At 61.7% G+C, this 21,005-nt stretch carries 21 protein-coding genes; 19 read left to right on the top strand and 2 right to left on the bottom strand.

The genetic code is table 11. The features are described from left to right. Positions 1–44: 44 nt before the first annotated feature. Positions 45–269: a DUF1127 domain-containing protein gene (locus tag ACR0J2_RS08035; RefSeq protein ID WP_170615206.1), complete on the bottom strand. Its 225-nt coding sequence runs from the start codon at positions 267–269 to the stop codon at positions 45–47. Between the two features lie 897 nt (positions 270–1,166). On the opposite strand from ACR0J2_RS08035, the gene mraZ reads away from it, so the two are divergent. The 9 genes from mraZ to ACR0J2_RS07990 all read left to right on the top strand — a co-directional run bounded on the left by mraZ (position 1,167) and on the right by ACR0J2_RS07990 (position 10,863). Next, on the top strand, positions 1,167–1,670 hold the full coding sequence (gene mraZ, locus ACR0J2_RS08030; protein ID WP_170677960.1) for a division/cell wall cluster transcriptional repressor MraZ: 504 nt from the start codon (positions 1,167–1,169) through the stop codon (positions 1,668–1,670). A gap of 4 nt (positions 1,671–1,674) precedes the next feature. Then, a complete protein-coding gene (gene rsmH / locus ACR0J2_RS08025) occupies positions 1,675–2,667 on the top strand; it encodes a 16S rRNA (cytosine(1402)-N(4))-methyltransferase RsmH (protein ID WP_480812234.1) in 993 nt (330 codons plus the stop codon). Continuing rightward, on the top strand, positions 2,664–3,032 hold the full coding sequence (gene ftsL, locus ACR0J2_RS08020) for a cell division protein FtsL (RefSeq protein ID WP_480812233.1): 369 nt from the start codon (positions 2,664–2,666) through the stop codon (positions 3,030–3,032). The genes rsmH and ftsL overlap by 4 nt, the downstream gene beginning before the upstream one ends. Continuing rightward, entirely contained in the window at positions 3,029–4,816 is a 1,788-nt protein-coding gene (locus ACR0J2_RS08015; protein ID WP_480812232.1) for a peptidoglycan D,D-transpeptidase FtsI family protein, read from the top strand. The genes ftsL and ACR0J2_RS08015 overlap by 4 nt, the downstream gene beginning before the upstream one ends. A 22-nt stretch (positions 4,817–4,838) precedes the next feature. Beyond that, entirely contained in the window at positions 4,839–6,320 is a 1,482-nt protein-coding gene (locus ACR0J2_RS08010; RefSeq protein WP_480812231.1) for a UDP-N-acetylmuramoyl-L-alanyl-D-glutamate--2,6-diaminopimelate ligase, read from the top strand. Next, positions 6,317–7,711, top strand: coding sequence for a UDP-N-acetylmuramoyl-tripeptide--D-alanyl-D-alanine ligase (locus ACR0J2_RS08005; RefSeq protein ID WP_480812230.1), 1,395 nt, complete (start codon positions 6,317–6,319; stop codon positions 7,709–7,711). The genes ACR0J2_RS08010 and ACR0J2_RS08005 overlap by 4 nt, the downstream gene beginning before the upstream one ends. 40 nt (positions 7,712–7,751) lie before the next feature. Continuing rightward, positions 7,752–8,834: a phospho-N-acetylmuramoyl-pentapeptide-transferase gene (mraY, locus tag ACR0J2_RS08000; RefSeq protein ID WP_170615220.1), complete on the top strand. Its 1,083-nt coding sequence runs from the start codon at positions 7,752–7,754 to the stop codon at positions 8,832–8,834. 150 nt (positions 8,835–8,984) lie between these two features. Next, entirely contained in the window at positions 8,985–10,382 is a 1,398-nt protein-coding gene (gene murD, locus ACR0J2_RS07995; protein WP_480441397.1) for a UDP-N-acetylmuramoyl-L-alanine--D-glutamate ligase, read from the top strand. 106 nt (positions 10,383–10,488) lie between these two features. Then, positions 10,489–10,863, top strand: coding sequence for a glycine zipper family protein (locus tag ACR0J2_RS07990; protein WP_480812229.1), 375 nt, complete (start codon positions 10,489–10,491; stop codon positions 10,861–10,863). Here ACR0J2_RS07990 and ACR0J2_RS07985 read toward each other — a convergent pair. After that, positions 10,860–12,038 (bottom strand): BaiN/RdsA family NAD(P)/FAD-dependent oxidoreductase, encoded by a 1,179-nt coding sequence (locus ACR0J2_RS07985; protein WP_480812228.1) that lies wholly within the window; start codon positions 12,036–12,038, stop codon positions 10,860–10,862. The genes ACR0J2_RS07990 and ACR0J2_RS07985 overlap by 4 nt on opposite strands. Positions 12,039–12,273: 235 nt before the next feature. Here ACR0J2_RS07985 and ACR0J2_RS07980 point away from each other — a divergent pair, with 235 nt between their 5' ends. The 10 genes from ACR0J2_RS07980 to ACR0J2_RS07935 all read left to right on the top strand — a co-directional run bounded on the left by ACR0J2_RS07980 (position 12,274) and on the right by ACR0J2_RS07935 (position 21,004). After that, complete coding sequence (locus ACR0J2_RS07980) at positions 12,274–13,326, top strand: Hint domain-containing protein (protein ID WP_480812227.1); 1,053 nt, start codon at positions 12,274–12,276, stop codon at positions 13,324–13,326. Positions 13,327–13,491: 165 nt separating this feature from the next. Continuing rightward, positions 13,492–14,655 carry a putative lipid II flippase FtsW gene (gene ftsW, locus ACR0J2_RS07975; RefSeq protein WP_170677944.1) on the top strand — a complete coding sequence of 388 codons (1,164 nt, stop codon included), beginning with the start codon at positions 13,492–13,494 and terminating at the stop codon, positions 14,653–14,655. Continuing rightward, entirely contained in the window at positions 14,655–15,752 is a 1,098-nt protein-coding gene (locus tag ACR0J2_RS07970; protein ID WP_480812226.1) for a UDP-N-acetylglucosamine--N-acetylmuramyl-(pentapeptide) pyrophosphoryl-undecaprenol N-acetylglucosamine transferase, read from the top strand. The genes ftsW and ACR0J2_RS07970 overlap by 1 nt, the downstream gene beginning before the upstream one ends. Beyond that, positions 15,749–17,158 (top strand): UDP-N-acetylmuramate--L-alanine ligase, encoded by a 1,410-nt coding sequence (gene murC, locus ACR0J2_RS07965; RefSeq protein ID WP_170677940.1) that lies wholly within the window; start codon positions 15,749–15,751, stop codon positions 17,156–17,158. Before ACR0J2_RS07970 ends, murC begins: the two co-directional genes overlap by 4 nt. Positions 17,159–17,234: 76 nt before the next feature. Beyond that, positions 17,235–17,483, top strand: a complete 249-nt coding sequence (locus ACR0J2_RS07960; protein ID WP_480812225.1) for a DUF2484 family protein — start codon at positions 17,235–17,237, stop codon at positions 17,481–17,483. After that, the gene (locus tag ACR0J2_RS07955; RefSeq protein ID WP_170677935.1) at positions 17,480–17,746 is read left to right on the top strand and encodes a DUF2484 family protein; all 267 of its coding nucleotides are present in this window, start codon (positions 17,480–17,482) and stop codon (positions 17,744–17,746) included. Before ACR0J2_RS07960 ends, ACR0J2_RS07955 begins: the two co-directional genes overlap by 4 nt. 24 nt (positions 17,747–17,770) lie before the next feature. Beyond that, on the top strand, positions 17,771–18,064 hold the full coding sequence (locus ACR0J2_RS07950) for a hypothetical protein (protein ID WP_480812224.1): 294 nt from the start codon (positions 17,771–17,773) through the stop codon (positions 18,062–18,064). Next, positions 18,061–18,987 (top strand): UDP-N-acetylmuramate dehydrogenase, encoded by a 927-nt coding sequence (murB, locus tag ACR0J2_RS07945; protein WP_480812223.1) that lies wholly within the window; start codon positions 18,061–18,063, stop codon positions 18,985–18,987. The genes ACR0J2_RS07950 and murB overlap by 4 nt, the downstream gene beginning before the upstream one ends. Before the next feature lie 104 nt (positions 18,988–19,091). Beyond that, positions 19,092–20,012, top strand: coding sequence for a D-alanine--D-alanine ligase (locus ACR0J2_RS07940; protein WP_480812222.1), 921 nt, complete (start codon positions 19,092–19,094; stop codon positions 20,010–20,012). Next, the gene (locus ACR0J2_RS07935) at positions 20,000–21,004 is read left to right on the top strand and encodes a cell division protein FtsQ/DivIB (protein WP_480441393.1); all 1,005 of its coding nucleotides are present in this window, start codon (positions 20,000–20,002) and stop codon (positions 21,002–21,004) included. Before ACR0J2_RS07940 ends, ACR0J2_RS07935 begins: the two co-directional genes overlap by 13 nt. The last annotated feature ends 1 nt before the right edge of the window (position 21,005 follow it).

The following is a 21,005-nucleotide window of genomic DNA, read 5'->3' as shown; positions in this document are numbered from 1 at the left end:
CAAAGGGAGGAGGACGGACCTGATCTCGTTAAACTGTTGTGCGCTTACTGCGCGGTGTAATCCGCAGCGGCCTGCAGGGCCAGTTGACGGATCATCGAGCGTTGCAGGCCCAGATCGGCCAGTTCGCGGTTCGACAGGCCCGACAGCTCGTTAAGTGTCTGGCGGTACAGGCGATAGCGAACAAAACGTGTTTTTACTGCTTCAAACAGTGCCACCAGCCCGGTTGCCGGTGCATTGCCAAGCGCGGAGTGGTTGGTTGCGACTGCCATTTTCAATGCCTCTGACTTGATCGTTTGCCGAAGTGTTCCGGCGTTTGCTTGAGGATGAAAATAGGCAAATGCTGCAGATGCACAATAGCGGGCGTCGTCAATGCCGCTATGCAGCAAACGCATAGATATCAAATTGTTGGGGCAGTCGCGCCCAGGGGTAGCGGGTGCCGTGGGGTCACCTTTGGGGCTTCGGCGGGTGTGCTTTTGGGTGAAGCTCTCCGGCGCATGGGCGTGATGGAGGAATGGAAATGGTGTCCAGGCCGATCGTTCGGCACATGCACATTCACATGTTAAGGGGCCCTTGCATTCCGGATGGGAATTCATGGGCTGCCGGTGTTCTTGCGATGTGTGTGGGGTAATTGCGCCATTCGACACGGTTGATTCGAGGCGGTGTTCGGCAAAATGCCGATTTTTCGCCAACCGATGCAAGGAGAATTCGAATTTTATGGGAAATCATGGGACAGTTTGGGCTGAGCAAATTCTGTGGATATGTTGTGTGTAGTCGACCAAGAGTGTCTATTTATGGTGTCCATTGGTGAATTTTATGTTGATTTTTCGCGTGTGGATTGCGTCCAGAATACGTCAGTGCCCAAAAAACTTGTTGATTTCCATGATTTCCCATGTCATCCCTAATACATCCGATGAGGACGAGGCAGATGGGGCACCAAACGACCCCGACCAAAAACAATCAGGTTTCATACAGGCATCTCGCTTTCATCACTTAACAGATCCGGCGCGCGGGCGAGCAGACATCCCCCCAGGTGGCGCGCGCAGCTGGACATCCCCGCACAGCGGGCGAATGCGGCGGGTTGATCAGTGGCAGCAGATCAACCCGCCGTTTTTCATCAGGGGGGAACGTAAAGATCAAGTGGGGCGCAAGCGAAAGGGACAGTCGTCTTGGCGCGCAGGTTCAGAGGTGAAAGCCACCACAAGGTGGATACGAAGGGCAGGGTTTCGATCCCGGCCTCGTTTCGCCGTGTGCTAGAGGCTTCGGACCCCAACTGGCAACCTGGAGATACCCCCGAACTGGTGATTGTCTACGGGGATCACCGCCGCAAGTTCCTTGAATGTTATACAATGCAGGCGATCGACGAGGTCGACGAAAAGATTAATGCACTGCCGCGCGGGTCGATGCAGCGCAAGATGCTGCAGCGTATGTTCCATGGCCAGTCCTTCCCGACAACGGTCGACGAAACCGGGCGTCTGGTCCTGCCGGCCAAGCTGCGCAACAAGATCGGGCTTGAGAACGAGGCCTTCTTTATCGCCGCCGGCGACACGTTCCAGATCTGGAAGCCCGAAACCTACGAGACCGAAGAACTGGCCGCGGCCGAAGACTGGCTGGACGATCAGCCCGAAGACTTCGATCCTCTGGAGTTCCTAGACGGCGTCGGGGACGCGTAACGGCATGGCCGGTGCCGGGTCCCCTTCCGACAAACCCCATATCCCCGTTTTGCTGCGTCCTTTGCTGGCCGCCGTTGCGCCCGTCTCGGGCGTTTGGCTGGACGGAACCTTTGGTGCGGGCGGGTACACGCGTGCGCTGCTCGAGGCTGGCGCCGACAAGGTTATCGGTGTCGATCGCGATCCTCTGGCTTTTGAGATGGCAGCCGGATGGGCAGGTGATTACGGCGACCGACTGGTGATGCAGCCCGGCGTTTTCTCGCAACTGGATGAATACGCTCAGGATCTGGACGGTGTCGTGCTGGATCTTGGTGTTTCGTCCATGCAACTGGATCAGGCCGAGCGTGGATTTTCGTTCATGAAGGACGGTCCACTGGACATGCGGATGAGTCAGGATGGCGAAAGCGCCGCCGATCTGGTGAATACCGCAACCGAGGCGCAACTGGCCGACATCCTGTTTCACTATGGCGAAGAACGCGCCAGCCGCCGCATCGCCAAAGCGATTGCACGGGCGCGGGCGGATGCGCCGATCACAACGACCCTGCGTCTGGTTGAAATCATCGAATCCTGCCTGCCGCGCCCGAAACCGGGGCAGTCGCACCCGGCGACCCGCAGCTTTCAGGGGCTGCGCATTGCCGTGAACGCCGAATACGAGGAACTGTTTCAGGGCCTCATGGCCGCCGAACGCGCGCTGAAACCGGGCGGGCAACTGGCCGTTGTGACGTTCCATTCCATCGAGGACCGGATGGTCAAGCGGTTCTTCCAGGCGCGCGCAGGGAAAACGGGCCGCGCCAATCGCTATGCGCCCGAGATGGAACAGGAACAGCCGCAATTCACCCTGAAAACCCGCAAAGCCGTCGGCCCGGATGATCAGGAATTGCAGGAAAACCCGCGCGCACGCTCGGCCAAGCTGCGTGTGGCTGTGCGAACCGAGGCGCCTGCAGGGGAAATTGACGCCCGTGCAATCGGCATGCCGCAACTGGGGGGAAGGGCAAGATGAAGAGTGTTCTGTATGTGTTGACTGCTCTGTCCGTGTTCGGACTGGCGTTGTGGGCCTATCAGGAGAATTACCGCACCCAGCAGGTGTTGAAGGAAACGCAAGGTCTGCAACGTGAAATTGGCATGGCGCAGGTTCGGCTGGCCGTGCTTGACGCCGAATGGGCCTATCTGAACCGACCCGACCGGCTGCGCGAACTGGCGGATTTGAACTTTGAACGGCTTGGTCTGCTGCCGCTGCGGGCCGAGCAGTTCGGGCGCGCCGACCAGATCGCCTATGCCGAAGACCCCGACCTGCCGATCGTTGATCCGATCGAACTGCAGGCCATCACAAGCATTCAGGCGCTGGGCGAGGTACAGTTTCCATGACCCGCACGCCTCTGCGCCCACTGGCCCGCATTCTTGACGCCCGCGCCCGGGGCGAAAACCCCAAGGCCATCGAGCGCGAGAACATTCGCCAACGTCACGAGAGCATGAAAGACCGCGCCCGCGCCCGTGCCGAAGGGCGTCTTCTGGTGCTTGGCCTGTTCTTCTTTTGTGCTTTTTCGGTCGTTGGCGTGCGGATGGGAATGCTTGCCACGTCCGAAGCGCAGGAGCCACTGGCCAGCGCCCCCGGTGCGGCCATCGCAATGCAGCGCGCCAATATTGTCGATCGCGACGGGCGCATTCTGGCGACCAATCTGGACACTTATTCGGTCTATGCCCAGCCCCCGCTGATGATCGACCCGGTTGCCGCCGCCGATCAGCTTGTGGCTATCTTCCCCGATCTCGACAAGGATCGTCTGGTCAAGGACTTCACCGGCAACCGCAAGTTTCTGTGGATCAAGAAACGTATCTCGCCCGAGCAAAAGCAGGCGGTGCACGACATCGGCGACCCCGGCATCCTGTTCGGCCCGCGCGAGATGCGGCTGTATCCGAACGGCAGGCTGGCCGCGCATATCCTCGGTGGGTCAGGGTTTGGTCGCGAAGGCGTCAGCGCGGCTGAGGTGATTGGCGTTGCCGGTGTTGAAAAACAGTTTGACGAGTATCTGCGCGATCCGGCCAACGGAAACAAGCCGCTGCAACTGTCGCTGGACCTGACCGTTCAGGCCGCGGTCGAACAGGTGCTTTACGGCGGCATGAAGATCATGAATGCCAAAGGTTCTTCGGCTGTCCTGATGAATGCCCACACGGGCGAGGTGATTTCGGCGGCCTCCCTGCCGTCCTTTGATCCCAATGACCGTCCGCGCCCGCCGACTTCGGGGTTTGATCCCTCGGACAGCCCGCTGTTCAACCGTTATGTTCAGGGCGTCTACGAACTGGGATCGGTCTTCAAGATTTTCACCGCCGCGCAGGCAGTACAGCTTGGGCTGGTGAATTCGAACACCATCATCGACACCTCGGGCCCGATGAAGATCGGGCGCTTTCCGATTGGTGAATTCAACGGCAAGAACTACGGCAAGATCAGTGTGGCGGACGTGATCGTCCACAGTTCGAACCGGGGCACCGGGCGTCTGGCCCTGCAAATTGGCGCACAGCGGCAACAGGATTTCCTTGAATCGCTGGGCATGTTCGAACCCACCCCGTTCGAAATTGTCGAGGCAGCAGGTGGCGCGCCCCTGAAGCCCAAGAAATGGGGCGAATTGAGCACCGTCACCATCTCATATGGTCACGGTCTGTCGACCAGCCCCATGCATCTGGCGGCCGGGTATGCGTCGATAGCCAATGGCGGCCACTATGTCAGCCCCACGATCCTGCGAAAGAACGGTCCGCAATACGGGCCCCGTGTGCTGTCGGAAAATGCGGCGCAGCAGGCCCAGAAGATGTTGCGCAAGGTCGTGACGGACGGGACTGCCAGCTTTGGTGAAGTTGCAGGCTATGATGTCGCGGGCAAAACCGGCACCGCCGACAAGCCAAAACCGCGCGGGGGCTACTATGACGACAAGGTCATCGCCACCTTTGCGACGATCTTCCCGGCCTACGACCCGAAATACGTTCTGATCGTCACGCTCGATGAACCGTCGATCGTGGCCTATGGCGAAAAACGCCGCACGGCAGGCTGGACGGCCGTCCCGGTGGCTGCCGAACTGATCGGCCGGGTCGCACCTTTGCTGGGCCTCAGACCCCGGCTTGAGCCTGAGGCGCGCGCTGCTATAACGCTGACCTCGAACTAGGCCGTCGGACAAGAGGTGGGTCATGGGCGCAAGGTCAAAGAAACTAAGCCAACTGGCCCTGACCGCGCGGGGCGGCGCGAATCCCGACATCACCGGTCTGGCGGTTGACAGCCGCGAGGTCAAAGACGGTTTTCTCTTCGCAGCGCTTCCCGGGACACGCGTTCATGGGGGCGAATTCATCCAGTTCGCTCTGCGCATGGGAGCCGCCGCCATCCTGACCGATGCCATAGGCGCTGAGATCGCGGCCAGCGAACTGGCTGCATCGGACGCGGCCCTGATTGTTGTCGAAGATCCGCGTCAGGCGCTGGCAGGCGCCGCAGCCCTGTGGTTCGGCGCGCAGCCGCAAACCATCGTGGCCGTCACTGGGACCAACGGCAAAACCTCGGTTGCCACGTTTGTCCGCCAGATCTGGACCGAGCTTGGCCACGCCGCCGTGAACCTCGGCACCACCGGTGTCGAAGGCGCATGGACCGCGCCGCTGGCCCACACCACGCCAGAACCTATCACCTTGCATCGCTGTCTGGCGGCGGCAGCGGGGAATGGCGTGACCCACGCCGCGATGGAGGCGTCCTCGCACGGGCTCGAGCAGCGCCGCCTGGACGGTGTGCACCTTTCGGCCGCCGGATTCTCGAACTTCACGCAGGATCATCTGGATTACCACGAAACGTTCGAGGCGTATTTCACCGCGAAAATGGGCCTGTTCGACCGGGTTCTTCCGCAGGATGGAACAGCCGTCGTCAATCTGAGCGATCCCAAGGGGGCCCAGGTGCGCCGGATTGCCGAACAGCGCGGTCAGACCGTCCTGACAGTCGGGCTGGGCGATGCGGACCTTTGCCTGATGAACCAGCGCTTTGACGCGACCGGGCAGGATTTGCGGTTTTCGTGGCAGGGCAAAACGCATCTGACCCGCCTGAACCTGATCGGGGGGTTTCAGGCCGAAAACGTACTGCTGGCCGCCGGGCTGGTCATCGCGGCCGGGGATGAACCCGAGCGTGTGTTCGAAACCCTGCCGTATCTGACAACGGTTCGCGGGCGGATGCAGCTTGCCGCAACCCGCGAAAACGGGGCTGCGGTCTTTGTCGATTACGCCCACACGCCTGACGCAGTCGCCACGGCGCTGAAAGCGATGCGCCCGCATGTCATGGGTCGCCTGATCGCCATCGTCGGCGCGGGCGGGGACCGGGATGCCACCAAGCGCCCGCTGATGGGCAGGGCTGCGGCTGATCACGCTGACATCGTCTTTGTCACCGACGATAACCCGCGCAGCGAAAATCCGGCCACGATCCGTGCCGCCGTCATGGATGGCGCGCCGGAAGCCACCGAAGTGGGTGACCGCGCCGAAGCCATCCTGCGTGGCATCGACGCGCTGCAACCGGGTGACGCGCTGTTGATTGCGGGCAAAGGGCACGAGACGGGCCAGATTGTCGGCGATCAGGTTTTGCCGTTCGACGATGCGGAACAGGCCAGTATCGCCGTGGCCGCACTGGACGGGAGGGTGGCATGACGCTCTGGACAGCGGCTGAGGCTGCCGCGGCAACCGGCGGGCGTGCGACCTCTGACTGGGAAGCAAACGGCGTGTCCATCGACACCCGCACCATCCAGCCGGGCGATCTGTTTGTCGCACTGAAGGCCGCGCGTGACGGGCACGACTTTGTGGCGCAGGCGCTTGAGAAGGGCGCAGGCGCAGCGCTGGTCTCGCGTATTCCCGATGGCGTGCCAGGCGACGCGCCATTGCTGATCGTCGACGATGTTCAGGCGGGGCTCGAAGCGCTGGGGCAGGCCGCACGCGCCCGGACAAATGCGAAAGTGGTTGGTGTGACCGGCAGTGTCGGCAAGACCTCGACCAAGGAAATGCTTGCTACGATCCTGGAAACGCAAGGCAGGACCCATGCCAGCGTCGCCAGTTACAACAACCACTGGGGAGTGCCGTTGACGCTGGCCCGGATGCCGCGCGACACCGAGTTTGCGGTGATCGAGATCGGCATGAACCACCCGGGCGAGATTGCGCCGCTGGCGCGGCAGGCGAAGCCGCATGTGGCGCTGGTGACGACTGTGGCGGCGGTTCACCTCGAAGCCTTCGAGTCGGTAGCTGCTATCGCCCGGGAAAAGGCCGCGATTTTTGAGGGACTGACCGAAGGCGGCGCAGCCATCGTCAATGCGGACATCGAACACGCGCACATCCTGCGGGAATGTGCGCAGAAGCTCGGCCTGAAAACAGTCGAATTTGGCCGCGATGGGAAGGATTTCATTCTGGGAGGCGCGACACAGGAGGTTGATTCGGTTTCCGCGGCGGCAATGGTGGGCGGCAAAACGATCCGTTTTGGCGTCAGGTCCGCTGGTCTGCATTTTGCCATGAACGCATTGGGCGCATTGGCAGCTTGTGTCGAAATGGGTGTGGACCTGGATCAGGCGATCGCTGGACTGGGGCAATGGTCGCCGGTCAAAGGGCGTGGTGTGCGCGAGCAAGTCACATTGGCAGAAGGCGGCAATATCGAACTGCTCGACGACAGCTATAACGCCAACCCCACCTCGATGGAGGCGGCGCTGAATGTACTGGCCGCGTCGCGCGGCTCCCGCCGGATCGCATTTCTGGGCGATATGAAGGAGTTGGGCGCGCAGGAAATCGCCATGCACGCCGGTATGGCTGACCTGCCTGCCATGGGCGAGGTCGATCAGATCCATTGCATCGGCCCGCTGATGCAGTCGTTGCATCAGGCGTTGCCCGCAGAAAAACGGGGATTGTGGTTTGAGACCAGCGCCGAGATGGCCGACCGCCTGCCGGAACTGGTCCGGGATGGAGACACCGTTCTGGCCAAGGGCTCGCTGAGCATGGCGCTGGCCCGTATTGTTGACGGTTTACGCAAAATGGGGCAAGTGGGCGCGCCCGGGTCATGAGCGTTTGCCACCGTGACCACCGCGTGAGAAAGGTATCGCTATGTTGTATTGGCTGACCGGCCTGTCGGACGGAGGAGATTTCTGGAACCTCTTCCGGTATATCACCTTCCGTGCGGGCGGTGCCTTCATGACGGCGCTGATCTTCGGCTTCCTGTTCGGCAAACCGCTGATCAACGTGCTGCGCCGCAAGCAGGGCAAAGGTCAGCCGATCCGCGATGATGGCCCAGAGGGGCATTTTTCCAAGGCCGGAACGCCCACGATGGGTGGGTTGCTGATCGTTGGGGCGCTGGTGACATCGACGCTGATCTGGGCGCGATGGGATAACCCGTATGTCTGGATGGTACTGTTCGTAACCCTGGCTTATGCGGCCATAGGCTTTGCCGACGATTATGCCAAAGTGTCCAAGCAGAACACACAAGGCGTGTCCGGCCGAATGCGCATGGCGCTGGGCATCATCATTGCAGCCCTGGCGGCGCTTTGGGCGACGTTGAATCACCCCGAAATGCTGCAAAGCCAGCTGGCATTGCCGATCTTCAAGGACACGCTGATCAATCTGGGCATCTTTTATATTCCCTTCTCGATCGTGGTGATTGTCGGGGCCGCCAATGCGGTGAACCTGACCGATGGTCTGGACGGTCTGGCGATCATGCCCGCGATGATAGCGGCTTCGACGCTGGGCATCATCGCCTACGCAGTGGGGCGGGTCGACTTCACCGAGTATCTGGATGTGCATTACGTGCCAGGCACAGGTGAGATTTTCATCTTCACCTCGGCGCTCTTTGGGGCGGGGCTTGGGTTCCTGTGGTACAACGCACCGCCTGCCGCCGTGTTCATGGGTGACACCGGATCCCTGGCCTTGGGCGGGGCGCTGGGCGCAATTGCCGTGGCCACCAAACACGAGCTGGTACTGGCCGTTGTCGGCGGGCTGTTCGTGGTCGAGGCGCTGAGCGTGATCATTCAGGTGCTGTATTTCAAACGCACAGGCCGCCGCGTGTTCCTGATGGCGCCGATCCATCACCATTACGAGAAAAAGGGCTGGGCGGAACCCACGATCGTCATCCGCTTCTGGATCATCTCGCTGATCCTGGCGATGATCGGTCTGGCGACGCTCAAGGTCCGCTAACGCTCCCGCCAGGTTCGGCGGACCTGCGGTCCGCCTGCCACCTGTTGGGCCCGGCTCGCGCTGCCGCGCGAGCCTTTCCGGACCCTTGCCTTCGGTCAGGTCTTCTGCGCAGTGTGGCGGCCAATCGAAGGTCGTAGGAAGGGTGGCGGCATGATCCCGGTCAAAGGGTGTTCAGGGCAGAAAGTTGCGGTTCTGGGGCTGGGCCGGTCCGGTCTGACCACGGCGCGTGCGCTGCGGGCGGGTGGGGCCGATGCGATCTGCTGGGATGACAACCCGACGGCGCGTGACATAGCGTCAGGCGAAGGGTTCACCTGTGCCGATCTGCGGCGTCATGGGGCCTTCGATGACATCGCCACTCTGATCGTCTCCCCCGGCATTCCGCATCTCTATCCCGAACCCAACCCGGTCGTGGCGGCCGCGCTTGAGGCCGGTGTGCCGGTCGACAACGATATCGGCCTGTTCTTCCGGTCATTCGCGGATCAGACATGGAACAATTTTGACACCCCGCCACGTGTGATCGCCGTAACCGGGTCGAACGGCAAATCCACCACCGCAGCACTGATTCACCACATCCTGACCGAGGCCGGACGCGAGGCGCAGCTGGCCGGGAATATCGGACGCGGAGTGCTGGATATTGATCCCGGCGGTGATGGTTCGGTCGTGGTGCTTGAGCTTTCCAGCTATCAGACCGAACTTGCCCGTGCGCTGACGCCGGATGTGGCTGTGTTCACCAACCTCTCGCCCGACCATCTGGACCGCCATGGCGGCATGGGCGGGTATTTCGCCGCCAAGCGTCGCCTGTTTGCCGAAGGCGGACCGGATCGCGCGGTCATCGGCGTGGATGAGGCCGAAGGCGCGTTTCTGGCCGGTCAGATGTCCGAAGGCCCTGCCGACGACCGCGTCATCCGGGTATCGGTTGCGCGCAAGCTGACCGGGCCGGGCTGGCAGGTTTTTGCCCGCAAGGGGTTTCTTTCGGAGTACCGCAAGGGGCGCCAGGCCGGATCAATCGACCTGCGTGGGATCAAGGGACTGCCAGGGGCGCATAACCACCAGAACGCCTGCGCCGCATATGCTGCCTGCCGATCAGTGGGGCTTGCGCCAAAAATGATCGAGCAGGCCCTGCACAGCTATCCCGGCCTGCCGCATCGCAGCCAGATCATCGCCGAAGCAAACGATGTGACCTATGTGAACGATTCCAAGGCGACCAATGTGGACAGCGCGGTAAAGGCGCTGAGCGCGTTCCGCAACATCCGCTGGATCTGTGGGGGGCTGGAAAAGGACGGCGGCCTGTCCGGCCTGAACGAGGTGAAGGACCAGGTCCGCAAAGCCTACGTGATCGGGCGCGAGGCCGCAGGATTCGCCATGCAGCTTGAGGTCGAGACCGAAATCTGCACCACGATGGCCATGGCGGTCGAGCGCGCGATGCAGGACGCGCAGCCGGGTGAAACGGTATTGCTGGCTCCGGCAGCGGCCAGTTTCGACCAGTACGACAATTTCGAGCAGCGCGGAGATGACTTCACCGCGCAGGTGCGCCTACGGCTGGACTGAGCCGCGTTTGCAATAGACCGCCGGTTCGGGCAGGCTTGGACCCTGCCTGCTTGAAGACTGTCCCCGGCGGTATTACCTGCGGGTAAATCAATACGAGGTCACGAAAATGTTCAATCGCAAGTCACTTCTGGTCCTTCCCGCCCTTGTTCTGGTGGGGGCCTGCGCCAACTCCGGTGCCAATTACCAACCGGTCATCGATGGCCCTGTGGGTCCGAACTACAATTCGGATCTGGCGCAATGCCAGCAGCTGGCGGCGTCGCAGGCCAGCGTTGACGGCTCGACCGCCGGCAACGCGGCGATCGGCGCAGCGGGTGCTGCCGCCACGACCGCCATCATTCAGGACAGCAGTTCCAACCTGGGCAGGGCCGCCGCCGCCGGCGCGGTGATCGGTGCGGGCGCGGATGTCATCGCGAAAAACCAGAACAAGGAAGTTATCGTGCGCAACTGCATGCGCGGACGCGGGTACAACGTCGTCGGCTAACGCCCCGCGATTGCAGTTCCGGCGGCGTAGCCCGAAGACCACGCCCATTGGAAGTTGTAACCGCCCAGCCAGCCGGTGACATCCACCGCTTCGCCAATCGCATAGAGGCCGGGGACATCCCTGGCCTCCATCGTTCTGGACGACAGGTCGTCGGTGTCAATTCCGCCCAGCGTGACCTCGGCAGTGCGATAGCCTTCCGTGCCGGAAGGCGTCAGTTGCCAGTCGGACAGGGACGCGATCAGGTCGTTCAGCGCGTCATCGGACTGATCCGCCAGATTGCCCTGCATCGGGATGTACTGTTTCAGGTAATCCACCAATCGCGCGGGAAGGTGGCGCGCCAGCTCCGTGGTCAGAGCCTTGCGGCCACCGCTTTGCCGCTGGTCCCGCAGCATGTCGAACAGTGGCAGATCCGGGATCAGGTTCACTCTGATCGTCTCACCTTCGCGCCAATAGGACGACAATTGCAGCACCGATGGTCCGCTGAGGCCGCGATGGGTGAACAACAGCGCCTCGTCAAAACTGGTCCGCGCGTTTGACAACCGTGCGGGCAGGGACACGCCAGACAAGTCCCGGAACTTGCCGTCCGAAAAGGTAAAAGGCACCAGCGCCGCCTGCGTTTCCGTCAGCCTTAGCCCGAACTGCCGGGCAAGGTCATAGGCCAGCCCGGTCGCACCCATCTTGGGGATCGACTTGCCACCCGTGGCCAGCACCAGATTGGCGCAGGTCAGGCTCAGGCGTTTACCTTCACGCTCGACATCCAGTGCAAAGCCGCCTTCGGTCTTGCGCAGGTCCTTCAGTTCGGTTCGGATCCACAGTTCGGCCCCCGCACGCTGCATCTCGTCCAGCAGCATCTGAACGATTTGCTTTGACGACCCGTCACAGAACAGCTGACCCAGAGTTTTTTCATGCCAGGCGATGCCGTGGTGGTTTACCAGATCGATAAAATCCCACTGCGTGTATCGCGCCAGCGCCGATTTGCAGAAATGGGGGTTTCGCGACAGGAAGTTCTGCGGCCCCGCATACATGTTGGTAAAGTTGCAGCGCCCACCGCCCGAGATGCGGATTTTTTCTCCGGCTGCCTTGGCGTGATCGATCACCAGAACACGCCCGCCACAGTGGGCGGCGCACATCATGCCGGCGGCTCCGGCACCAAGGATGATCGTGTCAAAGGTCATGTGCAAGCGCATGGCCCGGTTTTCCCGCAACCGCAAGGGCGAGATGTTTTCCAACGCCCCATTTTCGTTTGTTTCGGCCTTTCCAACAGGCGATCGACACGACGATGACTTGCCTGCCGGTCACAACTTCGAAGTTTTCCCGCGGCGGCACTTGACCTGCACGAGCCTCAAATCCTACGAATTCTTCGGTAAAGTGACTATTTGTCTGCGTTAATAAATTTGGTGGAGGGGCCACATGCCCACGAACGTATATGGTGCCTTTCGGTCTGACAGCACATTGTCCGATGCAGGGGCTTCATCCAGTGTCGTGGGATCCACATTCCAGATATCGGCCTACAGCCAGATCACGATCCAGGACGGCGCAGACGCCACGATTATCGATGGCGACAACATCTCAAACGAGACCGGCAACGACCCGACCCAGACCCTGAACGGAGAGATCATCTTCTGGGATTTCACCGTTTCGGTGACGGACGGCACGAATACCTACCAGATCGGCCTTTTCGACTATGACCTCGATGGGGACGGAAATTCGATCGGGGTCGACAGCGAGGACGGGTATTTTCTGGGCTTTATCGGCGGGACCATTCCGCCCCTGAACACGACGCTGACCATCACCGCCATTATCGACAATGGCCCGGACATCGATGTCGACACTGTTGTCCCTTGCTTTGTGGAAGGGACAAGCATCCAGACGCCTGATGGTCCACGCCTGATCGAGACCTTGCAGCCGGGCGATGTGGTCACGACCCTGGACAATGGGCCCCAGATAATCCGCTGGATCGGTTCGCGCGAACTGGACAGCATCGATCTGAGGGTCAAGCCAAAGCTGCGGCCGGTTCGGATCACAAGGGGCGCGCTTGGGAATGGTCTGCCCAAAGACGACCTGCGAGTGTCCAGGCAGCATCGGATGCTGGTCCGATCCCCGATCGCGGCCAGAATGTTTGCCAAGCACGAGGTTCTGGTGCCTGCGCACGAACTGGTTGGGATGCCTGGTATTTCCATCGAAGAAGACGACCAGCAGGTGACGTATTTTCACATGCTGTTTGATCGGCATGAGGTGATTTTTGCCGAAGGGGCGCCGTCGGAAAGCCTGTTCACAGGACCACAGGCCCTCAAAAGCATAGGTGAAGAGGCCACCGCCGAAATCGCAGAACTTTTTCCCGAGATCATGTCCGAAACCTATGCGCCCGAAATGGCGCGGCTCATCCCGCGAACCGGAGGGCAAACGCGGACTCTGGTCAAGCGGCATCTGAAAAACAGCAAGCCGCTGGTTTCTGAGGCCTGAGGTCCACCCGCACCACAGTCTTGGGGGCACGGAGCCCCTGGTATTCTCGTGATGGGAATTCCGCTGACCGCCCTCATTCCACTGGCCCAAACGCAAAAATCGCGTTAGACTCTCAATCAGATCCCGAAAACGGGACGTGAACGAGGCAGAAAGTGGCGGTATCTCATGACTGAGATGGTGTATGGCGCGGTCCAGGACCAGCGCGGCGAACCGATTCTACCAAAGTGGTGGCGCACGATTGATCGCTGGACGATGTCCTGCGTTCTGATCCTGTTTGTCATCGGGCTTTTGCTGGGGCTTGCCTCATCACCGCCACTTGCGGGGCGCAACGGGTTCGATCCGTTCCACTATGTCGAACGTCAGGCGTTTTTCGGCGGATTGGCGTTGATCGCAATGCTGCTGACCTCGATGATGTCGCCGACATTGGTGCGACGTCTGGCGGTGCTGGGTTTTCTGGCTTCATTTGTGGCTCTGGCCTTTCTGCCCGTCTTCGGCACCGATTTCGGCAAAGGCGCGGTGCGCTGGTATTCGCTGGGGTTTGCCTCGCTGCAGCCGTCCGAGTTTCTGAAACCCGGGTTTGTTGTCGTGGCTGCATGGCTTCTTGCCGCATCACAGGAAATCAACGGCCCGCCGGGGCGGTTGTGGTCTTTCGCGCTGTGCACGGCCATTGTCGGAATGCTGGTGATGCAACCCGATTTCGGGCAGGCGTGCCTGATCCTGTTTGGTTGGGGTGTTATGTACTTTGTGGCAGGCGCACCGATGCTGTTGCTGGTCGGCATGGCTGCATTTGTGGTTCTGGGCGGCATGTTCGCCTATTCGAACTCGGAACACTTCGCCCGCCGTATCGACGGTTTCCTCAACCAGGAGGTCGATCCGACCACCCAGCTGGGCTATGCCACCAACGCCATCCGCGAGGGTGGGCTGTTCGGTGTCGGCGTCGGTGAAGGGCAGGTGAAATGGTCGCTGCCCGACGCGCATACGGATTTCATCATCGCCGTGGCGGCCGAGGAGTATGGCCTGATCCTGGTTCTGATCATCATCGCGCTATACTCACTGATCGTCGTGCGGTCGCTGCTGCGCCTGATGCGCGAGCGAGACATGTTCATCCGTCTGGCCGGAACCGGTCTGGCCTGCATGTTCGGTGTTCAGGCGATGATCAACATGGGCGTTGCCGTCCGCTTGTTGCCCGCCAAGGGCATGACGCTGCCGTTCGTCAGCTACGGCGGTTCATCGCTGATTGCAGGCGGCATTGCGGTCGGCATGCTTTTGGCGTTTACCCGCACCCGCCCACAGGGCGAACTGGGTGATATTCTGCGCGGACGAGGTTGATGAGCAAACCCTACCTTCTGATTGCGGCGGGCGGCACCGGGGGCCACATGTTCCCGGCGCAGGCGCTGGCAGAGGCGATGCTGCAAAAAGGATGGCGCGTGCGCCTGTCCACCGATGCACGTGGCGCCCGGTATACTGGCGCCTTCCCTGACGCGACCGAGATTGTCGAGGCATCTTCGGCCACTTTCGCACGTGGTGGCTTGGCGGCCAAGGCGATGGTCGGGCCCCGGATCGCCGCCGGTGTGACGGGGATGGCGTTTCAGATGATGCGCGACCGCTCGGATGTGGTCGTGGGCTTTGGCGGCTATCCTTCGATTCCGGCGTTGGGTGCGGCGACGATGCTCAAAATCCCCCGCATGATCCATGAACAGAACGGGGTACTGGGCCGTGTGAACCAATTGTTCGCCACCCGTGTTGCACAAGTGGCCTGCGGCGTCTGGCCGACAGATCTGCCCGAAGGTGCACATGGCATCCATACCGGCAACCCGGTTCGCGCTGCTGTTCTGGATCGGGCCGCCGCAGGGTATATCCCGCCGGGTGATTACCCGATGTCGATCCTTGTTATGGGGGGCTCGCAGGGCGCACGCATCCTCAGCGATATGGTGCCCGGAGCCATCGCCGCACTGCCCGAAGATATCCGCAACCATATCCGCGTCTCTCATCAGGCGCGCGACGAAGATGGCGAACGGGTCACTGCGTTCTACGGCGACCACGGCATTCGCGCCGATGTTCGGCCCTTTTTCGACGATGTGCCCCGCCGCATGTCAGATGCCCAACTGGTCATCAGCCGTTCGGGCGCATCCAGCGTCGCCGATATCTCGGTGATCGGCCGCCCCTCGATCCTGATCCCGTTTGCCGCCGCCGCAGGCGACCACCAGACCGCCAATGCGCGCGGACTGGTTCAGGCGGGTGGGGCGATCATGATCCCCGAAAATGCACTTGACGTTGCCTCGCTGACACAGCAAATCACCACGGTTCTGACCAACCCCGAAGCCGCACAGAAAATGGCCCGTGCCGCCTTGTCCGCGGGGGCGCCGGACGCAACCGAGCGACTGACAGCCCTTGTCGAACATCTGGCGCAGAAGGAGACCGCATGACCCCAGCAACCAAACTGCCGCAGGACGTAGGCCCGATCCATTTCGTCGGGATCGGAGGGATCGGGATGTCAGGCATCGCCGAGGTGTTGCTGAACCTTGGCTACCGGGTGCAGGGCTCCGACCTGAAAGCTTCCAAAATCACGGATCGTCTGGCCAGTCTGGGGGCCGAGATATTCGTGGGGCAGCGCGCCGAGAACCTGAAGAACGCCGCTGTTGTCGTTGTCTCGACCGCGATCAAGCCGGGCAATCCCGAACTGGACGAAGCCCGTGCGCAAGGCCTGCCGGTTGTCCGCCGCGCCGACATGCTGGCCGAGCTTATGCGCCTGAAATCCAACATCGCCATCGCCGGAACCCACGGCAAGACCACCACGACCACCATGATGGCCGAGCTTATGGTGGCGGGCGATTTCGACCCGACCGTCATCAATGGCGGCATCATCCACGCCTATGGCTCCAACGCGCGCATGGGGCAGGGCGAATGGATGGTGGTCGAGGCCGACGAATCCGATGGCTCGTTCAACCGACTGCCTGCAACTATCGCTATCGTCACCAATATCGACCCCGAGCATATGGAGCATTGGGGCGATTTCGACACCCTGCGCGACGGGTTCTATGAATTCGTCACGAATCTGCCGTTCTACGGTCTGGCCGTTTGCTGCACGGACCATGCCGAAGTGCAGGCGCTGGTGGGCCGCATCACCGATCGCCGCGTCCGCACTTACGGTTTCAATGCGCAGGCGGATGTGCGGGCAGTGAACCTGACCTACAAGGGCGGTGTGGCGCATTTCGACATCCACCTGCAATACGAAGACAAGGTGATCGAAGGTTGCACCCTGCCGATGCCGGGCGACCACAACGTCTCGAACGCCTTGTCTGCAGTGGCCGTCGCCCGTCATCTGGGCATGAAGGCGTCGGAAATCCGCGAGGCGCTGGCGAATTTCGGCGGCGTCAATCGTCGCTTCACCAAGGTCGGGGAAGTCGACGGTGTCACCATCATCGACGACTACGGCCACCACCCGGTTGAAATCGCTGCCGTGCTAAAGGCGGCCCGTCAGGCCACCGACGGCCGTGTCATCGCCGTGCACCAACCGCACCGTTATTCCCGCCTGTCGAACCTGTTTGATGACTTCTGCACCTGCTTCAACGACGCCGACGTGGTCGCCATCGCCGAGGTGTTCGCGGCAGGGGAAGATCCGATCGAAGGCGCCTCGCGCGATGCTCTGGTGCAAGGCCTGATCCGCCATGGCCACCGCCATTCCCGTGCAATCCTGAGCGAGGACGATCTGGAGCGCCTTGTCCGGGAACAGGCCCGTCCAGGCGACATGGTCGTCTGCCTCGGTGCCGGTACAATCAGCGCCTGGGCCAATGGATTGCCCGAAAGATTGCAGCGAAAACAAGCTGTTTGACCCTCGCGCTCATTTGGCGCACAACCCAAAAGTGTGATATGCTGCGGGCGGCTTCCGCGCGTCCTTGGAGGGGCGAATGGATTATTCGATGATCTTCTCAGCGCTCTGGGTGATCTGCGCCACCATCGTGGCGTTGTTGCCGATGCGGCTGCAATTCCCTCCGGGTATCATTTTGCTGATCTGTGCGCCGGTGCTGATCGTTTGGCTGGGCTACGTACATGGCTGGCTTTGGTCGCTGCTGGCTTTGGGCGGTTTTGTCTCGATGTTCCGCAACCCGATCCGCTATTACTGGCGCAAATGGGCGCGCGGGGAGGTCATGGAATGAACTGGTCCATTGCTCTCGCCGCTCTCTGGGGGGTTGCCGCGAATGTGCTGGCGATGATCCCCAGCAAGGACAATCACTGGACCCGCGCCTATGTCCTGATTGCGTTGGGTATCCCGATTCTGGGATTTGTGACCTATCAGAATGGCCCATGGGTCGGTTTGATCGTACTGGCCGCTGGCATGTCGGTGCTGCGCTGGCCGGTGATTTACCTGACCCGTTGGACAAAGGCGAAAATGCAGGGCATGAAGGCGGCTGACGAATAACCGGCCAACTTCACGAGGTCCGCCATGGCGACGATCACCACATTTGCCTATCTGCCGCTCATTTCCCTTGTTCTTGGTGCCGCCGCAGGGTTCACCGCAGGCCGCTGGATTGGACTGCGCGGTCTGTTGTGGCTGATTGGGCTGGCGTCTGCCGCCGGGCTGGTGCTGATCGTGATGCTGGCCAGCGTTGGAACGGGCGAAGAAGAGCAGGCATTCGGTCCGCTCGTGTGGCTGACCGCCGGCGTGCTTCCGTTTCTATTCGCCGTGATCATGGGCGGGGTCGGCGGGCGCAGCCTGGCTGCGCGTGCAGCCGAATGACAACCCTCCCCGCGACCCGAGGCCGCCTGTCCGAGGCCCGTCCGCTGGCCGACCTCACATGGCTTCGTGTCGGAGGTCCGGCAGATTATTTGTTCCAGCCAGCCGACCTTGACGATCTGCAATCGTTCCTGCGCGACCTTCCGGCGGATGTTCCGGTGTTCCCGATGGGCGTCGGTTCGAACCTGATTGTCCGCGACGGCGGCTTGCGGGCCATGGTGATCCGGCTGGGGCGCGGCTTCAACGGCATCTCGGTCAAGGGAAACACTGTTACCTCAGGCGCGGCGGCACTGGACGCGCATGTGGCGCGCAAGGCGGCGGACGCGGGGGTCGACCTGACCTTCCTGCGAACCATCCCCGGCTCCATCGGTGGTGCGGTGCGAATGAACGCAGGCTGTTACGGCAACTACACGGCGGATGTACTGCGCAAGGCCACCATCGTGACTCGGCAGGGCAGTGTTGTGGACCTGTCGCCCGACCAACTGAACTTCCGCTACCGCCAGACAGATCTGCCCGAAGGCGCGGTTCTGGTCTCGGCCACGTTCGAAGGCCCCCCGGGCGATCCCGAGGACCTTCATGCGCGCATGGCGGCGCAGTTGCAAAAGCGCGACGAGACACAGCCCACCAAGGATCGCAGCGCCGGTTCCACTTTCCGCAACCCTGCCGGTTTCTCCTCCACAGGCCGGGCCGATGACGTCCACGACCTGAAGGCGTGGAAAGTGATCGATGATGCGGGCATGCGCGGCGCGACACGTGGCGGGGCGCAGATGAGTCCAAAGCACTCGAACTTCCTGATTAACACCGGCACCGCCACCGCCGCCGACCTCGAAGGATTGGGCGAGGAGGTGCGAAAAAAGGTTTACGAAACAAGCGGCATCACGCTAGAGTGGGAAATCATGCGGGTCGGTGATCCGCTGACAGAATAAAGCCCCATCCGTCAGACCATAGCAGGCAAATTCAGGCGGCGGATCAAAGGCATAAACAAGATACGGACCACCACATAAGGTCCGGGGACATTGAGGCGCACGAAGTGGGTAAGTCGAGCAGGACAAACCCCAAAGTGGCGGTATTGATGGGCGGCCCCTCGAAGGAACGCGAGGTCTCGCTCAGCAGCGGGCGCGAATGCGCAGCCGCCCTTAGGGAAGAAGGCTTTGAGGTGGTCGAACTGGACGCTGGTCCCGACCTTTACGCGCGTCTTCTGGATATCAAGCCGGATGTGGTTTTCAACGCCCTGCATGGCCGCTGGGGCGAGGATGGCTGTGTGCAGGGGATGCTCGAATGGATGCGTATCCCGTATACACATTCCGGCGTTCTGGCTTCGGCCCTGGCCATGGACAAGCAGCGCAGCAAGGAAGCGTTCCGCGTCGAAGGCCTGCCCATCGCCGAAAGCATCATTGCCCCGAAGGTTGAGGTCGAAGCCGACCACGTCATGCCTGCGCCTTATGTGGTCAAACCCAACAACGAAGGCTCCAGCGTGGGTATCTATCTGGTGCACGAAGGCACCAACGGTCCCCCGAAACTGTCCGACGACATGCCGGATCAGGTAATGGTCGAGCAATATGTGGCGGGGCGCGAACTGACCGTGACCGTGATGGGCGACCGTGCCCTGACCGTAACCGAGATCATGACCGAAGGCTGGTACGACTACGACGCCAAGTACAAGCCCGGTGGCTCGTCGCACGAACTGCCTGCCAAGATTCCGGCTGACATTTTCGACATGTGCATGGACTATGCCGTCCGCGCTCATAAGGTGCTGGGGTGCAAGGGCGTCAGCCGCACCGACTTCCGCTGGGACGATGCACGGGGCGCGGATGGTCTGTTCCTGCTGGAAACCAATACCCAGCCCGGCATGACGCCGACCTCGCTCGCGCCGGAACAGGGCGCCCATCTGGGCATGAGTTTCGGCCAGTTTTGCGCCTGGATGGTGGAGGACGCCTCATGCGACCGTTGACCGCCACCCGCGCACCCGTGATCCATCGCAGCAAGCCTCTGGCCGGACCGGATGCCGATTTCGCCACTGCCGAGCCGAGCCCTCAGGCCAAGCCGAAACTGCAACTGCGCGGCGCCCGTTTTTTTGGTCGCAACGCCCGCCGCTCCGATCCCGCGCCGTCGCGACTCAGCTACCGGTTCCAACGCTGGATGCTGACACCGGGCATCCGGCTGAGCGTTCGTCTGGGCCTGCCGGTTTGCGTTGTTGCGGCGGCGGTCGGGCTCTATTTCGCGTCCGAAGACCGGCGCGAAGCGCTCAGCGCCTATATCGCCGACATCAAGACCTCGGTTCAGGAGCGCCCCGAATTCATGGTCAACCTGATGGCCATCGATGGTGCGGGGCCGGGCCTGTCCGACGACATCCGCGAAGTCGTGCCGTTGGACTTCCCGATCAGTTCCTGGGATCTGGATGTCGAACAGATGCGCGACACCATAACCGGACTGGACCCGGTGAAATCGGCCACCGTCCGCATTCGCCCCGGCGGCATTCTTCAGGTCGATGTGGTCGAGCGTCAGCCGGTCATCGTCTGGCGCACGCGCGACGGGATCGAGTTGTTGGACGAAACTGGTGCCCATGTGGATCAGGTCGCCTCGCGCAAGGATCATGCGGATCTGCCGCTGATCGCGGGTCAGGGGGCGGATCAGCATGTCGGCGAAGCGCTGCGGATACTGACCACGGCGCGCAGCCTCGGTGACCGCGTGCGCGGACTGGTACGCATCGGTGAACGCCGCTGGGACCTGGTCCTGGATCGTGGCCAGCGAATCATGCTGCCAACCGACCGCCCGGTTCGCGCGCTCGAGCGGGTATTGGCGGTGAACGAGGTACAGGACCTTCTGGAACGCGACGTGGCCGTGGTCGACATGCGCCTCGGTCAGCGTCCGACCATCCGAATGACCAAAGCCGCCAGCGAAGACTGGTGGAACACAAAAGTGACAACGAGTAGCGGGCAGTAGC

It is taken from the genome of Ruegeria sp. CG4 (assembly GCF_056537185.1).
Note: the sequence above shows the minus strand (reverse complement) of the source record. Positions and strands in the feature narration are given on the sequence as shown.

Coding starts and splice junctions, on each gene's coding strand:
- ACR0J2_RS07985 (WP_480812228.1), bottom strand. CDS start 12,038: ATGACCTTTGACACGATCATCCTTGGTGCCGGAGCCGCCGGCATGATG.
- ACR0J2_RS07990 (WP_480812229.1), top strand. CDS start 10,489: ATGTTCAATCGCAAGTCACTTCTGGTCCTTCCCGCCCTTGTTCTGGTG.
- ACR0J2_RS08035 (WP_170615206.1), bottom strand. CDS start 269: ATGGCAGTCGCAACCAACCACTCCGCGCTTGGCAATGCACCGGCAACC.
- murB (WP_480812223.1), top strand. CDS start 18,061: ATGACAACCCTCCCCGCGACCCGAGGCCGCCTGTCCGAGGCCCGTCCG.
- murC (WP_170677940.1), top strand. CDS start 15,749: ATGACCCCAGCAACCAAACTGCCGCAGGACGTAGGCCCGATCCATTTC.
- ftsW (WP_170677944.1), top strand. CDS start 13,492: ATGACTGAGATGGTGTATGGCGCGGTCCAGGACCAGCGCGGCGAACCG.
- rsmH (WP_480812234.1), top strand. CDS start 1,675: ATGGCCGGTGCCGGGTCCCCTTCCGACAAACCCCATATCCCCGTTTTG.
- ACR0J2_RS08010 (WP_480812231.1), top strand. CDS start 4,839: ATGGGCGCAAGGTCAAAGAAACTAAGCCAACTGGCCCTGACCGCGCGG.
- ACR0J2_RS07980 (WP_480812227.1), top strand. CDS start 12,274: ATGCCCACGAACGTATATGGTGCCTTTCGGTCTGACAGCACATTGTCC.
- ACR0J2_RS08015 (WP_480812232.1), top strand. CDS start 3,029: ATGACCCGCACGCCTCTGCGCCCACTGGCCCGCATTCTTGACGCCCGC.
- ACR0J2_RS07955 (WP_170677935.1), top strand. CDS start 17,480: ATGAACTGGTCCATTGCTCTCGCCGCTCTCTGGGGGGTTGCCGCGAAT.
- ACR0J2_RS07970 (WP_480812226.1), top strand. CDS start 14,655: ATGAGCAAACCCTACCTTCTGATTGCGGCGGGCGGCACCGGGGGCCAC.
- ACR0J2_RS07950 (WP_480812224.1), top strand. CDS start 17,771: ATGGCGACGATCACCACATTTGCCTATCTGCCGCTCATTTCCCTTGTT.
- ACR0J2_RS08005 (WP_480812230.1), top strand. CDS start 6,317: ATGACGCTCTGGACAGCGGCTGAGGCTGCCGCGGCAACCGGCGGGCGT.
- mraY (WP_170615220.1), top strand. CDS start 7,752: ATGTTGTATTGGCTGACCGGCCTGTCGGACGGAGGAGATTTCTGGAAC.
- ACR0J2_RS07935 (WP_480441393.1), top strand. CDS start 20,000: ATGCGACCGTTGACCGCCACCCGCGCACCCGTGATCCATCGCAGCAAG.
- murD (WP_480441397.1), top strand. CDS start 8,985: ATGATCCCGGTCAAAGGGTGTTCAGGGCAGAAAGTTGCGGTTCTGGGG.
- ftsL (WP_480812233.1), top strand. CDS start 2,664: ATGAAGAGTGTTCTGTATGTGTTGACTGCTCTGTCCGTGTTCGGACTG.
- ACR0J2_RS07960 (WP_480812225.1), top strand. CDS start 17,235: ATGGATTATTCGATGATCTTCTCAGCGCTCTGGGTGATCTGCGCCACC.